Here is a 14,737-nt window from a genome sequence, read left to right as displayed (position 1 = left end):
TGCTGGATGCCTGGCGTGCTGGATGCCTGGCGTGCTGGATGCCCGGAGCGGGCGAACGCGGCGGTGGTGAGGGGGCTGGCCGGCCTTGGCCTGACCGGCCAGCCCCGGTACCGCTCGACGGCCCGTTCGGTCGGCTGGGGGGGGTTAGCCGGACGAACGGGCCGAAACGCCGACCGGACCTCCTGGCGCGGGGGCCGGTGTGGCGTTCACATGGTCAGTCGTCCGGGAGGTGTCGTTTGGTTGCCGCGGAGGGCAAGATTTTTAAAGTTTTTCGCGATCCCCGCCGGATGACCCGAAAGGGCTAGACACGTTGTTGCGACGGCGTCGCCCCGGATCGCACAGGCACCGCTTCGTCACCGCTTCGTCACCGCAGCACGGCGGCCGCGAGCGTCCAGCCGTCGGAGCTTCCGCTGGAGATCGACACGGTGGCGGCCCCGATGTTCGCCGGCAGCGACACGCTCACCCGGGCGTCCGCCGAACCGTCGGCCAACGTCGACGGCAGCGTGACGGTGAAGGTCCGCCTGTCCCGCAGCGAGGACACGGTGATCTCGACCCGTCCCGACGACGACCCGAGGTAGAGATCCAGGGTGCGGGCCTGCACGACGAAGGTCGACAGCACGGCCGTGCCCTGGACCGCCAGCCGGTCGGTGTCGTCGGTGCCGCTGGCCGTCGGCATCCCGCCGCTCCAGTCGAAGCCCGATGGCGATGTCGTCGGGACGCCCACCACGCTCGCGCTGAGCAGCGGGACCGGCAGCGCCGCCCGGTTCTGCACTCCGCCCCATCCCTCGCCGAACAGTGCCCAGTCCGCGGCCTCGCCGCCGGGGATCTGGACGCGCGATCCGGCCGGGAACGGCGCGACGGAGCTGGTGTAGATGCCGGTGGCGGACGGTGCCAGGCCGGTGGTGGGTGCCTGGCCGGTGCCGGCCGCGCCGGTGCCGGCCTCGGCCGGTGCGGCCGGATCGGGTCTGGTGCCCCTCGTCAACGGCTGCGTGGACGCCCCGCTCGACGGCCTCGCGGCGCCCGCCGGCTCGGCCGCTCCCACGGCCGCCGTGCTGCCCGCCGGACTGGCCTGTCCCTGCGGGACGCCGGCCGAGGGGTCCGGGGGCGAGGGGGAATGCGCGGCGGGCGGGCGGGACGGTGCCCGCGTGGCGCCCGCGGTCGCCCACGGTGTCTCCGTCGGGTGGGGTTGCGCGGTCACAGTGGTGGTCGGGGGGTCGGACGAATCGGAGCCCGGCAGGTCGAGCAGGGCGACCAGCGCGATCAGGGCCAGGCTCAGCACGGTGACGGCCGCGCCGACGAGCGCCTGGGTGCGGCGCCGGGCCGCCCGCCCCGGCGCACCGCTTCCGGGCCGGGTGCGTCGCGGGCGACGGCCCCGCCGCGGCAGCACCGCGGACGGGCGCCTGCGCGGCGTGCCGTGGAGGGCCTCCAGCCGCAGGGGCGACGTCGTGCCGAGGCGGTCCGTCTCCTCGGCGGGCTCGCCGAGGTCGAGCGGACCGGTCAGGTCGATCAGCGTGCCGAGGCCGTCCGGTGCGGCCATCTCGGCGTCCGTGTACGGCTCGGCCTCGGCGTACAGCCCGGATTCCGCGCGGGCTTCACCGTAGGCGGCGGCTTCGCCGTAGGGAGCGGCTTCGTCGTAGGTGGGGAAGCCCGTACCGACGACGATCGGCGTGGCGCCCTGCGGGCCTGCGTGGGGATCCGTCGTCGACCCCGCGGCGGCGTCCGGGCGGTCCTGGGCGCTGGCGGCCGCCCGGGCGGTGAAGGGGGAGACGGACCCCGGCTGACGCAGCGGGGGAAGGGACGGCCCGCCCAGCGGCTGCCCGACGGCTGCCGCGAGCCGGCGCCGGATCCGGTCGGAGTCGGGCTGGTGCCGGGCCATCTCGGTGCCCAGCATGCCGCGCAGCTCCTCGTGGAACGGCGTGCCGGCGCCGCTCATCCGGCCCGGCCCGGCTGGTGGTTCATGGTCGGGCTCCTGGAACCCCGACGTGCTCGATGTCATCTACGCCTCGCCGACCCGCCACACCGGCCAGGCCAGTCGTTCCGGCCAGGCCAGTCGCAACCAGGGCAGCGACTCGGGCCAGGTCGGTGAATCCGCCCCGCGAGGTCGCTCGAGCCAGCCCGGTTCGTCGAGTCGGGCCACGTGTTCGGTCGGGGGCATGCGTTCGGCCTGCGGCATGCGTTCGGTCGGGGAAAGGCGTTCGGGACCGGGAACGCGTTCGGGACCGGGAACGCGTTCGGGACCGGGAACGCGTTCGGGACCGGGAACGCGTTCGGGACCGGGAACGCGTTCGTGCCGGGACAGTGGTTGGCGCCCGGAGGCGGATCCGCGCCAGGGGACGGGTTCGCGCCGCAGTGGTTCGCGCCGGGCCAGAGGCACCGGACCGGGCAGCCGTCCCGTCTCCGGGAACGGCTCGCCGTGGGGGTGCCGACCGGATCCAGGAGTCGGTCCGGCCCCTGGTGTCAGGTCGGCCCCTGGTGTCAGGTCGGGCGCTGCTGTCAGGCCGGTCCCCCGTGTCAGGCCGGTCCCCGGTGTCGGCTCGGTCCCGCGCGGCGGCGCGAAGGCGGACCGGTCGGGCCCGGCGGGTTCGTCGGACTGGCCGGCGCCGCGCCCCCCGGGGGAGTCGCCCGAGCCGGAGCGCGCACCGTTCATCCGGGACGTGCCCGGCCGGGACGTGCCGCCCTGGGGCGTTTCGGGGTGCTCGGGCGCCATGCGGGGGGTCACCTCCTCCTGGGTCGTCGCGGTCGGCGGCGGTTCGGCTCTCTTAAGGATTCGCTCGAGCTCGGCGACTCCCTTGGCCGTCTGGCTTTTCACCGTCCCGACGGAGATGCCCAGTGTCCGGGCCGTCTCCCCTTCCGACAGGTCGAAGGCGTAGCGGAGCACGACGCAGGCCCGCTTGCCCGATGGCAGGCTCATCAGGGCGGTGCGCAGATCGACCACCGCCGGCACGTCCGGCACCGGGGCGGATCGCTCGGCGCGCTGCCCGAGCACGGCCAGCCCGCGCCGCTCGCGCACGACCTTGCGAACCCGGTCTGCCGCCAGGTTGGCGACGATGCGCCGGACGTAGGCCAGCGGGAGCTCGGCCGAACGGACCCGATCCCAGCTCGACCAGGCTGCGGTGAGCGCTTCCGCGGTGAGGTCGTCGGCCGCGTCATGGTCGCCGGTCAACAGATACGCGAAGCGGCTCAGCGCGCGATGATGGCTCTCGAAGAACGCGTGGAACTCCGCCTGTCTGTGGGGATGTTCGTGCTCGTCGTCGGCCGCGACCGCTTCCACTGGCACGCTCCCCGGGCCCGTCCTGGCCGGCGCGTCCCCGGTGTCGGCCAGACAGTCGATGCTGTGGTCATCTGTGACTGGTTGCAGAGAACCAAGAGTTCAGGGTGATGCGCATATGACGGTAGCGACTGGATCTGCTGTCTGTCGTGGCACTTGAGTGCTGATCAGTTCCTGTACCGTTAATACGGCGATACGGGCGCCGCACCTCGTGTGGACCGCCGTCTCCGCTGTGACCCACGCGCCATCTGGGTTGGGGGTCGGATAGGCCCGTCGGCGAACCTTCTCGGCGCCCACGCGCCACTCGAATGAAGGCTCGTTGTGGGTCGGCTGTTTTTGTTGTTTGGTCGGGCGTGTCATGGGATTGCGTCCGTTGTTCATACGATGTTTTTGTTGACCGTGTGGAGATCTGGCGGGGTTGACCTTCCTGTTCGGGACGGGTCGCGAGGCTTCGGATAGGCGGGCCGGTGGCCGTGCGATGCTGGGACGATGTTTCCGCGGCTCCGACCACCGGGTACGGCGGGTCCTATGTCCAGCCAGCTCACCTCGACCATCCCGCCGGGGACCATCCCGACGTCGACCATCCCGCCGGGGACCGTTCTGACGAGGACCATCCCGACGGGGACCGCCCCGTGGACCAGGGCGATGTGGACCACGCCGGCGTGCCCGAGGGTGGTGTCCGCCGGGGTCCGTCCGCACCGTCCGGACTCGCCCCCGCCGCTCGACCCGGACGCCCCGATTCCGGACGACCCGGGCCCGCTGCTGCCCGATACGCCGGATCTGCCGCCGGCGCCGCACGAACCCTCGCCGTACACCGAGCCGGCGCCGGACTCACCCGAACCCGAGCCCGAACCGGTCTGATCCGGGACCCGCGCGGGATGCGGCCACGAAGGAGCTCATCGTGACCCTGCTCGACCTCACCCTCGACGAGGTGCTGACGACGACCCGCAGCGTGCGCAGGCGGCTCGATCTCGACCGCCCGGTCGAACCGGAGGTCATCGAGGAGTGCCTGCGGATCGCCCTGCAGGCGCCCAGCGGTTCCAACCGGCAGGGCTGGCACTGGATCGTGGTGACCGACCCGGAGCTGCGCGCCGGCATCGCCGAGTACTACCAGCGCGCCGCGATCGCCTATCTCGACGCCGGCGCCGGGCCGGTCCAGGACTCGCTCGAGGGCGAGCGGCTCGCCGTCCAGCAGCGGGTCAGCGACTCCGCCCGGTACCTCGCCGAGAACCTGCACCGGGTTCCCGTGCACGTCATCGGCTGCCTGGAGGGGGACGCGAGGCAGATCCCGGGGGAGCTGCAGGCGGGCTTCTGGGGGTCGCTGCTGCCGGCCGCGTGGAGCTTCATGCTCGCCCTGCGGTCCCGCGGTCTCGGCAGCGCCTGGACGACGCTGCACCTGCGCTACGCCGACGAGGTGGCGAAGCTGCTCGGCATCCCGCCGGACGTGAGCCAGGGCGTGCTGCTGCCCGTCGCCTACACCGTCGGCACGGATTTCCGGCCCGCGGCACGGGAGCCGCTGGCGAGCGTCCTGCACCACGACCGCTGGTAGCCGCCCTCGGCGCCCACGTCGCCGTTGCGGGGTCCGCGGACTCCCGGGTCCGCGAACTCCCGGCTGTCGGCGGCGTCGTAGCGTGTGGGGGGTGCATGCGGTGACGGTGTCGGCCCCTGGCGGGCCCGAAGTCATGTCCTGGTCCAGCGTGGCCGACCCGCCCGACCCCGGGCCGGGCGAGGTGACCCTCGACGTGGTCGCGACCGCCGTCAACCGGGCGGACCTGCTGCAACGGCAGGGTTTCTACCCGCCGCCGCCCGGTGAGTCCGAGATCATCGGGATGGAGTGCTCCGGCCGGGTGGCCGCGGTCGGGCCCGAGGTGTCCGGGTTCGAGGTCGGCGCCGAGGTGTGTGCCCTGCTCGGCGGCGGCGGGTACGCGAGCAGGGTGAACGTGCCGGCCGGCCAGCTCCTGCCGATCCCGGCGGGTGTCGACCTCGTCGAGGCCGCCGGCCTGCCCGAGGTCGCGGCCACCGTCTACTCGACCGTGTTCGGCATCGCCGACCTGCGCGACCGTGAGGTCTTCTGCGTGCACGGTGGCGCGTCGGGGATCGGCACGTTCGCGATCCAGGCGGTCCGCGCGCTGCGGCCGGAGGCGGTCATCGCCACCACCGCCGNCTCCGCGGCGAAGCTGGCCCGGGTCCGGGAGCTCGGCGCGGACGTGGCCGTGTCCTACCGGGACTCCGACTTCGTCGAGGTGATCCGCAAGGCCACCGAGGGCCACGGGGCGGATGTCATCCTCGACAACATGGGCGCGGCCTACCTGCCGCGCAACGTGTCGCTGCTCGCCGTCGGCGGGCGGCTGGTCGTCATCGGCCTGCAGGGCGGGGTGAAGGGCGAGCTCAATCTCGGGGCTCTGCTCACCAAGCGGGCGGCGGTGCATGCCGCGTCGCTGCGTGCCCGGCCGGCGGCGGAGAAGGCCGAGATCATCGCCGGGGTCCGCGCCGAGTTCTGGCCGGCGATCGAACGCGGCGCGATCAGACCGGTGATCGACCGGGTGCTCCCGATCACCGAAGTGGTGGCGGCGCATCGGCATGTGGCCGATCTTGGACATGTCGGCAAGGTGATCCTCACCATTCCGCGCTGACGGTGGCGGACCGCGGCCGGTTGTCGCTGCCCGCGGCCGGGTCACGGCCGGGTCACGGCCGGGCGGCCGACGTCGCATCGGCGCCGTGTGGCGCGCCCGAACGGGGCAGGATAGGGGTCATGACGGATCAACCGGAACCCCGCGTCGTGATTGTCGGGCCCGACGGGGCCCTGCACGACGGCCCGCAGACGGTGCTCGGCCGGCCGGCCAGGTCGGTGACCTCGGCCGACGGGCAGGAGGCGGAGCCGGCCGGCGACAACCCCGTGGCCGAGCTGGTCTCCCAGCCCGACAAGGTGATGCGCATCGGCACGATGATCAAACAGTTGTTGGAGGAGGTGCGCGCCGCGCCGCTGGACGACGCCAGTCGCGTCCGGCTGCGGGAGATCCATCGCAGCTCGATCCGCGAGCTCTCCGACGGGCTGGCCCCGGAGTTGCGGGCCGAGCTGGAGCGGCTGTCGCTGCCCTTCGACGAGGGCCACACCCCGTCGGACGGCGAGCTCAGGATCGCTCAGGCGCAGCTCGTCGGCTGGCTGGAGGGCCTGTTCCATGGCCTGCAGACGGCGCTGTTCGCCCAGCAGATGGCGGCCCGGGCTCAGCTCGACGAGATGCGCCGCCGGGCGCTGCCGAGCGGGCAGCAGCAACAGCAGCCCGGCGGTGAGACGTTCGGGCGCGGCGCCTACCTGTGATGGCGCCCGCGCCCGCGGGCGGTCCGGCGGTCAGTTCGCCGGGCTGACCGAGCTCATGTTGAAGTCCGGCACCCGCATCGGTGGCATCCGGGTGAGCGTGAACCAGTCCGCCCACTCGCGGGCCATGGTGCGGGTGGCCGCGCCGATCTGCGCCGTGCGGCCCAGCAGGTCCACGGGCGACTCGTTGAACCGGAAGTTGTTCACCGCCCCGGTGACCTCGCCGTTCTCGACGAGGTAGACGCCGTCACGGGTCAGCCCGGTCAGCAGCAGGACCTCCGGATCGACCTCGCGGATATACCACAGACTGGTCAGCAACAGGCCGCGCCGAGTCGAGGCGATCATCTCCTCGAGCGACGCGGAGCCCCCCGCGTCCAGAACCAGGTTGTCGATGATCGGAGTGACCGGGCTCTGCGTGGCGCGGGCCGAGGCGCGGGTCTGCACGAGCGCGGAGAGCGCGCCGTCGCGGATCCAGTCGGTCGCTCCGAGCGCCAGCCCGTTGTCGAACACGCTCGACATCGATGACGACGACGCGGCGGTGACGAACGGGGTCGTCGCCAGCTCCGGGTCCGCGGGGTCGCTGAACAGCCGCAGCCCCGCTGGCCCGATCGCCTCGCCGATCCGGGTTGCGCCGCCCGGCCGGCTGAACACCGTGCGGCCCTCGGCGGCGTCCCGGCCGGCGGCCGACCAGTACAGGTCGATCATCAGGTCGGCGACCGCGGAGGGGGGCAGCAGCGTCTCGTAGCGACCCGCGGGCAGCTCCACCGACCGCTCGCACCAGGCCAGCCGGGAGCGCAGCGCCGCGTCCGTCGCGGCCACGTCCACGTCGCTGAAGTCGTGGGTGGACTGCCCGTGCCACACCGAGCCGCCTGGCACGCCGCTCTTGGCGTTCCACTCGACGCTGCCTGTCGGTTGGCTGTGGCGCAGCCGCAGGCCGGTGGACGTGCCCAGCCAGGTGGTGGTCACGTCGTGCTGGGCGAAGCCGAACAGCCGCCGGCCCTGCGCCCGCGCGGCTCCGAACGCCTCGGCGAGGTCTCGGGCGAAGGCGGCGAACACCCCCGTGCCGGTGCGGGCCGCCGGGTCGGTGAAGGCGCCGCCGCCCGCGACCGGCCCGGCGCCCCCGGTCAGCCCGGCGGTGGCGGGCCCGAGCAGGTCGGCGTAGTCCTCGGCGTCCGCCGCCTCGCGGGCGGCGTCCTCGGCGGCGCGGACGAGCTCGGCGAGGCCGTCGGCGTCGGTGGGATGCGGCAGGTCCCCAGGCCGTGCGCCCCGCCCGCCGCCGGCCGGGGTGTCGATCGTGGAGGCGGTGCGCACCCCGAACGAGCGGCCGACGACGCTGACGACGGTGATCGACCGGTCTCGGCTCGCCCCGTTCGTGGTCAGGGTGTTGGTGGCCCAGCGCAGGTTCACCGAGCTGGACTCGGTGGCGATCACCACGCAGCCGTCCGCGCGGGACAGCGCGAGGGCGCGTTCGACGATCTCGTGGGCCGCCGCGGGCACCGCGCCCGCCCGGTCGGCCCGTCCGGCCTGTGCGGCCCGGGGGGTGTCCGCTCCGGTCACCTGGCTCATCGGCCGGCCTCCCGCCGCGTGTTGAGGACGTTGACGCCGCGGAACAGTGCGGCCGGGCTGCCGTGGCTGACCGCCGCGACCTGGCCGGGCTGCCCCTTGCCGCAGTTGAACGCGCCGCCGAGCAGGTACGTCTGCGGGCCGCCCACGGCCTCCAGCGAACCCCAGAAGTCCGTCGTCGTCGCCTGGTAGGCGACGTCGCGGAGCTGGCCGACGATGCGCCCGGAACGGATCTTGTAGAACCGCTGCCCGGTGAACTGGAAGTTGTACCGCTGCATGTCGATCGACCAGCTCTTGTCGCCGACGATGTAGATCCCACGGTCGACCCGGCCGATCAGTTCCTCGGTCGAGGGGCCGCCGGGCGCGGGCAGCAGGGACACGTTCGCCATCCGCTGGATCGGCACGTGGCCGGGGGAGTCGGCGAAGGCGCAGCCGTTGGAGCGTTCCACCCCGAGCACGCTCGCGTTGCGGGCCGCCATCGCCCGGTCGAGCTGGTAGCCGACGAGGGTGCCGTCGCGCACGATGTCGAACCGGCGGGTCTGCACGCCCTCGTCGTCGTAGCCGATGGTGGCCAGCCCGTGCAGGGCCGTGCGGTCCCCGGTGATCGTCATCGCCGGTGAGCCGTAGCGCAGGGCGCCGAGCTGGTCCAGGGTGGCGAACGACGTGCCGGCGTAGGCCGCCTCGTAGCCCAGCGCCCGGTCGAGCTCGGTGGCGTGGCCGACGGACTCGTGGATCGTCAGCCACAGGTTCGACGGGTCGATCACCAGGTCGTACGGGCCGGGTTCGACCGAGGACGCCTTGGCCTTCTCCGCCAGCAGCCCGGGGATGAGGGCGATCTCGCCATCCCAGTCCCAGCAGCCCGCCGCGGGCCCCGCCACCATCCACTCCCAGCCCCGGCCGACGGGCGGGGCGATGGTGCGCATGGTCTCGAACCCGCCGCCCGGGTCGACGCGCGTCGCCTCGATCTGGCAGAGCACCCNCACCCGCTGCTGGGTCGTCGAGGTGCCGGTCAGATCCGCGTAGTACTTGTTCTCCATCACGGCGCCGAACCGGCCCTCGACGTGGTCGACGTCGTTCGCGGCGAACAGGGTGCGACACAGCCCCCCGACCCGCTCGATCCGCTCCCGCGCGTCGATGGCGAAGGGGTCGGCGGCGTATGCCGACACCCAGACCGCGTCGGAGTGCGCCGGTTCCGGGGCGAGCTCGACGGGCTCGGAGTTCAGCGGGGCCGCCACCCGCGCCATCTCGACGGCCTCGTGGGCCAGCCGGACCGCCTCGTCCGGGGTGAGGTCGACGCCGGCCGCGAAACCCCAGGTTCCGGCGTGCACGACCCGCACCGCGAGGCCCAGGGTGGCGCCCTCGTGCCGGCTTTCCAGAGCGGCGTCGCGGAAGGACAGTGAGGAGTCCCGCAGCCGTTCGATGCGGATGTCGGCATGGGTGGCGCCGAGATCGCGTGCGGTCTGCAGGGCCGCGTCCGCGAGCGTGGAACGCGGCAGCGCGAGGAACTCCGCGTCGATCTCGTGCGCCGGCAGGCCGGATGCGGCCGGGTCCTGATGGACGGGTGTCGCCATGTCCCTATCCTGGCCCGCGCGGGCGACCGATGGGGCGCCGACCCGGGTGGGCGGTGTCGTGGGGGCGCCCACCGTCGACACCGCGTGGCCGAGGGCGGCTCGGTGGCCGCACCTCGGTTACCGCAGGTGATCGGTGGAGTCGGGATCGTCCGGACGGAGGTGGCCGGATCCGGCCGGCCCCGGCGGCGTCGGGGGACCGCCCGTGGACTCGGCCGTCTCGCGGCTCCACGCGTCGATCAGCTCCCACCGCCGTTCGGCCTCCCGAACGGCGGCGGCCAGGGTCTCGGGGTGATCGGCCTGGCTCAGGCCGACGAGCAGGTCCGAGGCGGCGGTGAAGGCGTCGACGAACCAGGTCGTCGCGGGGGCGCGCAGGTCGAGTCGGGCGGGTCGGTCCGGCCTGGGGACGGCGGCGGCGAGGAAGACACGCAGCAGGCAGGACATCCGGTCCGCGAGAGGCTCGAATGCGGCCGGGTCGAAGCGCCGGACGTCAGCAGCGGACCACGCGGGCGGCGCAACCCGCCGGGTGCCCGGCGTTCCGGCCGCCCGCGGGACGCGAGCCCGGCCGCGACGACCGTGCCGGGCGTGCGCGAGGGCCTTGACGACCACCATCAGGATCGTGACCATCGCCCAGCCCAGCAACAGCGGCCAGGTGCGCGGGGCGCCGAGGAGAGCCGCACAGGGCCGGCTGGGGATGCACATGCGGCCTTCCCTCCTGTCGGTCAGGCCCCCGTGTCGGTCAGGCCCCGTGTCGGTCGAACCCCCGTGTCGGTCGAGGCGAAGTGTCGGTCGAGGCGACGAGGGGAGACTGCCGGAGCGGCGGCCGGAGGCCACCGGAGAGGACCCGGGGCCGTGGGACCGTCGGCCGACGGGATGCTCCAGTCCGAATCATCCGGCACGATGATCCGAATCTCAAGGGAATTTCTGAATATTCATGATCGAGCCAGAATCGTTGCGGCTCGCGTGCGTCCGGGCAGGGGACCCGCCTCCGGCTCCGCCGGAGTGCGTCGGGGCGAAGGACGTGGGCCCCTTCCTGCGGTGCTCCGAAGGGGCGTACCCGCGGCCGCCGGACCGTCGGGGGGCAAACCGGGGTCCGGTCTTCATCACCTGGCGTCGGCGGGCGGAACTCGACGCGGTCCGCGTCCGGAGCCGACTTCCCCGACGGAGTCTCAAAATATTCGCAGCACTACTCGGTGTAGTCGACGAGCCGGGGTCGTCGTCGTCATCGCCCTAACGTTCCGTTCCCACTCCCCGTGAACGGGTAGCCCGAAGGAACTGCTAGTTCACGCGTTTCGGTACTATTTGCGGTGGTCCCGCACGGCGTTGTGTCACCGCGTTTCGCCACTCTCTGTAGTGATGGAATTGCTTGAGGTGGCGGCAGCGCCTACTGGAAGATGGGATTCACCGAGCATCGGTGACGTTCGGTTAGGGCCTCCGGCGTCAGCTCGTCACGCTTGAGTGACGATATGCCGCAAGTGGTCGGAATATTCGTGTCGCCGCCGTAGATCTGATCGTTATTACTGTGCTATGTCCTGACTCGGGGGTGATCCCTAGGATGAAGCGCAGTGGTGCAGAGAGGTAGGAGCGATGCGGCTCGTCCCGGTGGCCAGTGCGTCGTGTGCCAGCGCGAACTGTCCCACGGTGTACGTGAACGATGAGGATGAGGACATCTTCGTCCAGGGATACGCGGTGGTGGACCAGCGGATCCCGACGGGCGAGGTGCCCCCCGGCGAGGCGTTGNTGCGCATCCCCCGCAGCGTGTTCCTGGCGGCCGCGCGCGGGCTGCCGGCGCCGGCGCAGGCGTAGCCGTCGGGGCGCCCGTGGTGGCCGGTGGGGACGGACCTACCTCGGAGGTGATCATGGAGGGCGAGGGTGCGCCCCCGGCGGCGACTGCGTCCGACGACACGCCGCCGGCCCGCCTCGGGGTCGAACTCGCACAGCTACGCCACTCCCGCGCGATGACCGGCCAGGCGCTCGCGTCGTCCGTCGGCATCAGCCAGAGCACGATTTCCAAGATCGAGAACGGTCTGCTCCGGCCCAGCCCCGCCGATGTCGAGCGGATCGCCCGGACCCTGCAGGCCCCACCCGATCTCGTCCGCCATCTCGTGGACCTCGCGGAGCGGCTGCAGTCGACCGCAGCCCGCCGGGCGCCGCGTCGGCGCGCCGCCGCCGGGGTGGAGACCCGGCGGCAGGGCATCAGCCTCGACCAGGAGGAGATCCTCGACGCCGAGCGGGAGGCAACCCTCATCCGTGAGTTCGAGCCGATCCTGCTGCCCGGGCTGATTCAGATCAGCGAATACGCCCGCCGGGTCGTGAACGGTTATCACCGCATCACCATCGGCGGCGACGAGGGTGCGTGGTACCAGCGGACCGCGGAGAAGGTCAGCCTGCGGATCAGGCGGCAGAATCTGCTCTACGACGCGACCCGGCGGTTCGAGTTCATCCTGATGGAGTCGGTCCTCGGTAACCGTTTCGCGCCGCCGGAGTACATGATCGCACAGATCAAGCGGATTGCCGCGGTGGCGGAGCTGGACAACGTCACGGTACGGATCGTGCCGAGCTCGGCCGAGCTGGAGTACCCGCACGTGCAGGGATTCACGATTCTGGATGACAGCCTGGTCGTGGTGGAGACGCTGGAAGCCACGGGATTCNGCCATCCGGACCAGGTCCGGATCTACGCGAAGATCTTCGAGGAGTATGCGGCGCTGACCGCGCCCGATCTCGACGAGATTCTCGCGGGGTACACGCGCAGCTACGCCGAACTCCTCGCGCCCCGCCGCCCCGCCACCGGCACCGGCACCGCGATCGACCCCGGCGCCGCGAGCGCCGCCGCCGCCGCGCCGGCCGAACCCGCCCTGGGGGGGGAACTCAACCCACCGCCGGAAACAGCCGCTCCAGGATGATCGCGACCCCGTCCTCGTCGTTCGACGCGGTGACCTCGTCGGCGGCGGCGAGGACGTCCGGATGGGCGTTGGCAACGGCGACCGAGTACCCGGCCCAGGCGAACATCGGCAGGTCGTTCGGCATGTCGCCGAAGGCGATGACGTCGCGGGCGGTCATCCCCCGCTCGGCGGCGAGCTCCGCCAGTGCCACGGCCTTGGACACCCCCGGCCCGGCGATCTCCACCAGGTCCACGCTCGACGTGGTGACGACGGCGTCCGTTCCGGCGAGCTCGACGATCACGTCGTACACCTCGGTGAACGGCTGACCACCCCGCCGAACCAGCAGCTTCGTCGCCGGCAGGGCCAGCAGCAGCTCGGGGAACGCCGCGACCAGTTCCTCGGGATCCGGCCACATCGTCTCGAAGGCCGGTTCCCGGCCGAACCGGACGCCGCTCTCCACGGCGAACACGGCGTCCGGCACCGCGGCGCGGATGGCACGGGCCAACCGCAGCGCCGTGGCCTGCTCGAGAAACCGGTGGCTGACCGGAACGCCTGAATCCAGGTCGAACACGAGCGCCCCGTTCGCGCAGATGGCGAGGCCGGAGGCCGACGTCTGCGCCACGACACCCGCCATCACCCGGCTCGGCCGCCCGGTGACGAACACGACGGTCGCGCCGGACCGCTCCACCCGCCGCAGGGCCGCGCGGGTGCGTGCCGAGACGGTGCCGTCGCTACGGATCAGCGTCCCGTCCAGATCCGTGGCGACGAGGGCAGGCGGGAACACAGTGACCCAGTCAACCAGCAACGCGCCGCACAGTCGGCGCAATCCGCCAGCATCGTGCCTGGCCGGGAGGCGGTGCCGGCGCGCTGCGCCCACCTCCGACAGTGGTCGTCGGTGTCCGCGACCGGTGGCGATGTTCGGTGGGGCGGCCGACGGCGCGGTGACAGGTAGCATGCCGAACATGGTTCCTGCCGATCGGCCCGGGTCGCCGCCGTCCGGGCGTCTCTCCCGACCCGGTGCGGACGGCGATCCGCACCGTCCCGTCGGGGCCGCCGGCGATCCCGACGCGACGATCGGCAGCACGCCCACCGCCGTCGGCGCGAATACAGCCAGCGGAAAGACATTCGACGAACTCTTCGCCGAGGTCGCCGAGAAATGGCAGCGCCGGGCGCCCGGCTCCGGTACGGTCGCCGCCCTCGACAAGGGCGTTCATCATCTCGGTAAGAAACTCGTCGAGGAGGCCGCCGAGGCCTGGATGGCGGCCGAGTACGAAGGCCGCGAGAGGGCGGCCGAGGAGATCTCCCAGTTGCTGTACTGGAGTCAGCTCCTCATGATTTCCCTGGGTCTTTCCCTGGACGACGTATACTCCCACCTGTGATCACGCCCCTGTCCTTTCCTGTAGACGCTGAGTAGTGACGATGCTTCGTATTGCGGTTCCTAACAAGGGGTCGCTGTCCGCGGCCTCCAGCCAGTTGCTCGCCGACGCCGGCTACAACGCCCGGCGCGAGTCCGCGGAGCTGGTCATCACCGATGTCGAGAACGACATCGAGTTCTTCTTTCTGCGCCCGCGCGACATCGCCGTGTACGTCGGTTCGGGCCGCCTCGATCTCGGCATCACCGGTCGCGATCTACTCCTCGACAGCAACGCCGCCGCGGCGGAGCTGCTACCGCTCGGCTACGCGCACGCCACCTTCCGCTACGCCGCCCCGGAGGGCACGCTCGCGGACGTGGCGGAGCTGCAGGGCCGGCGGATCGCCACGTCGTTCCCGGCGTTGGTGCGGGCGGATCTGGCCGGCCGCGGTATCACCCCGGCGAGCATCGTGACCCTCGACGGCGCGGTGGAGACGGCGGTGCGGCTCGGGGTCGCGGACGCGGTGGCCGACGTGGTCGAGACCGGCCGCACGCTGCGGGCCGCCGGGCTGGAGCTGCTCGGCGAGCCGGTCCTGCGGTCCGAAGCGATCATTATCGCCAAGCGGGGGGCGGAGCTGTCCACGGCGCACGAGCGGCTGTTGCGCCGTGTGCAGGGCGTCCTTGTCGCGCGGCGATACGTGATGATGGACTACGACGTGCCGAGCGCGGTGCTGGAGAAGGCGTGTGACATCACGCCCGGCTACGAATCGCCGACGATCTCTCCGCTGN

General features: G+C 72.4%; 11 protein-coding genes and 5 pseudogenes. 9 read left to right on the top strand and 7 right to left on the bottom strand.

Going from position 1 to position 14,737, the window contains the following annotated elements; genetic code table 11:
- Window positions 1–364: 364 nt before the first annotated feature.
- Entirely contained in the window at window positions 365–1,996 is a 1,632-nt protein-coding gene (locus tag UK82_RS10270) for a hypothetical protein (RefSeq protein WP_055406978.1), read from the bottom strand.
- Window positions 1,997–3,277 (bottom strand): SigE family RNA polymerase sigma factor, encoded by a 1,281-nt coding sequence (locus UK82_RS10265; protein WP_063897462.1) that lies wholly within the window; start codon window positions 3,275–3,277, stop codon window positions 1,997–1,999.
- Between the two features lie 519 nt (window positions 3,278–3,796).
- Between UK82_RS10265 and UK82_RS37015 the strand changes: the two genes are divergently transcribed.
- The 5 genes and pseudogenes from UK82_RS37015 (at window position 3,797) to UK82_RS10245 (ending at window position 6,587) form a co-directional block, all read left to right on the top strand.
- Window positions 3,797–4,129 carry a hypothetical protein gene (locus UK82_RS37015; RefSeq protein WP_236705754.1) on the top strand — a complete coding sequence of 111 codons (333 nt, stop codon included), beginning with the start codon at window positions 3,797–3,799 and terminating at the stop codon, window positions 4,127–4,129.
- Window positions 4,130–4,169: 40 nt separating this feature from the next.
- Window positions 4,170–4,817: a nitroreductase family protein gene (locus tag UK82_RS10255; protein ID WP_055406976.1), complete on the top strand. Its 648-nt coding sequence runs from the start codon at window positions 4,170–4,172 to the stop codon at window positions 4,815–4,817.
- 91 nt (window positions 4,818–4,908) lie between these two features.
- Window positions 4,909–5,431 (top strand): annotated as a pseudogene (locus UK82_RS37010) (alcohol dehydrogenase catalytic domain-containing protein); the annotation flags it as partial.
- Between the two features lies 1 nt (window position 5,432).
- Window positions 5,433–5,901: zinc-binding dehydrogenase (locus UK82_RS37005; RefSeq protein WP_236705753.1), on the top strand; the 469-nt coding region annotated here is incomplete at its 5' end.
- 119 nt (window positions 5,902–6,020) lie between these two features.
- On the top strand, window positions 6,021–6,587 hold the full coding sequence (locus UK82_RS10245) for a bacterial proteasome activator family protein (protein WP_044883929.1): 567 nt from the start codon (window positions 6,021–6,023) through the stop codon (window positions 6,585–6,587).
- Window positions 6,588–6,617: 30 nt separating this feature from the next.
- Here the strand turns inward: UK82_RS10245 and UK82_RS10240 are convergent, their stop codons facing one another.
- The 4 genes and pseudogenes from UK82_RS10240 to UK82_RS10230 all read right to left on the bottom strand — a co-directional run bounded on the left by UK82_RS10240 (window position 6,618) and on the right by UK82_RS10230 (window position 10,417).
- Complete coding sequence (locus tag UK82_RS10240; RefSeq protein WP_082121700.1) at window positions 6,618–8,150, bottom strand: metallopeptidase TldD-related protein; 1,533 nt, start codon at window positions 8,148–8,150, stop codon at window positions 6,618–6,620.
- Window positions 8,147–9,126 (bottom strand): annotated as a pseudogene (locus UK82_RS37000) (TldD/PmbA family protein); the annotation flags it as partial. The gene UK82_RS10240 and the pseudogene UK82_RS37000, both read right to left, overlap by 4 nt.
- 1 nt (window position 9,127) lies before the next feature.
- On the bottom strand, window positions 9,128–9,718 hold a 591-nt coding region (locus UK82_RS36995; protein ID WP_304438045.1), incomplete at its 3' end, for a PmbA/TldA family metallopeptidase.
- Between the two features lie 117 nt (window positions 9,719–9,835).
- Window positions 9,836–10,417: a hypothetical protein gene (locus tag UK82_RS10230; protein WP_236705752.1), complete on the bottom strand. Its 582-nt coding sequence runs from the start codon at window positions 10,415–10,417 to the stop codon at window positions 9,836–9,838.
- 1,157 nt (window positions 10,418–11,574) lie between these two features.
- Between UK82_RS10230 and UK82_RS10220 the strand changes: the two are divergent.
- Window positions 11,575–12,366: pseudogene (locus UK82_RS10220) on the top strand (Scr1 family TA system antitoxin-like transcriptional regulator); the annotation flags it as partial.
- A 1-nt stretch (window position 12,367) separates the two neighbouring features.
- Window positions 12,368–12,618, top strand: a pseudogene (locus UK82_RS41445) (XRE family transcriptional regulator); the annotation flags it as partial.
- On the opposite strand, the gene UK82_RS10215 reads toward UK82_RS41445, so the two are convergent.
- Window positions 12,584–13,381 (bottom strand): HAD family hydrolase, encoded by a 798-nt coding sequence (locus UK82_RS10215; protein ID WP_095212083.1) that lies wholly within the window; start codon window positions 13,379–13,381, stop codon window positions 12,584–12,586. The pseudogene UK82_RS41445 and the gene UK82_RS10215 overlap by 35 nt on opposite strands.
- A 178-nt stretch (window positions 13,382–13,559) precedes the next feature.
- On the opposite strand from UK82_RS10215, the gene UK82_RS10210 reads away from it, so the two are divergent.
- On the top strand, window positions 13,560–13,976 hold the full coding sequence (locus UK82_RS10210; RefSeq protein WP_173667265.1) for a phosphoribosyl-ATP diphosphatase: 417 nt from the start codon (window positions 13,560–13,562) through the stop codon (window positions 13,974–13,976).
- Between the two features lie 40 nt (window positions 13,977–14,016).
- Window positions 14,017–14,736, top strand: a pseudogene (gene hisG, locus UK82_RS10205) (ATP phosphoribosyltransferase); the annotation flags it as partial.
- Between the last annotated feature and the right edge of the window lies 1 nt (window position 14,737).

The organism is Frankia sp. ACN1ag (assembly GCF_001414035.1).
GTDB classification, from domain to species: domain Bacteria; phylum Actinomycetota; class Actinomycetes; order Frankiales; family Frankiaceae; genus Frankia; species Frankia torreyi.
The sequence above is the reverse complement of the archived record's forward strand: the minus strand, read 5'-3'. Positions and strand labels throughout refer to the sequence as shown.

Bases quoted from the DNA above. Each gene is read 5' to 3' on its own strand.
- UK82_RS10270 (WP_055406978.1), bottom strand. From the start codon at position 1,996: ATGACATCGAGCACGTCGGGGTTCCAGGAGCCCGACCATGAACCACCA.
- UK82_RS37015 (WP_236705754.1), top strand. From the start codon at position 3,797: ATGTCCAGCCAGCTCACCTCGACCATCCCGCCGGGGACCATCCCGACG.
- UK82_RS10245 (WP_044883929.1), top strand. From the start codon at position 6,021: ATGACGGATCAACCGGAACCCCGCGTCGTGATTGTCGGGCCCGACGGG.
- UK82_RS10240 (WP_082121700.1), bottom strand. From the start codon at position 8,150: ATGAGCCAGGTGACCGGAGCGGACACCCCCCGGGCCGCACAGGCCGGA.
- UK82_RS10230 (WP_236705752.1), bottom strand. From the start codon at position 10,417: ATGTGCATCCCCAGCCGGCCCTGTGCGGCTCTCCTCGGCGCCCCGCGC.
- UK82_RS10210 (WP_173667265.1), top strand. From the start codon at position 13,560: ATGGTTCCTGCCGATCGGCCCGGGTCGCCGCCGTCCGGGCGTCTCTCC.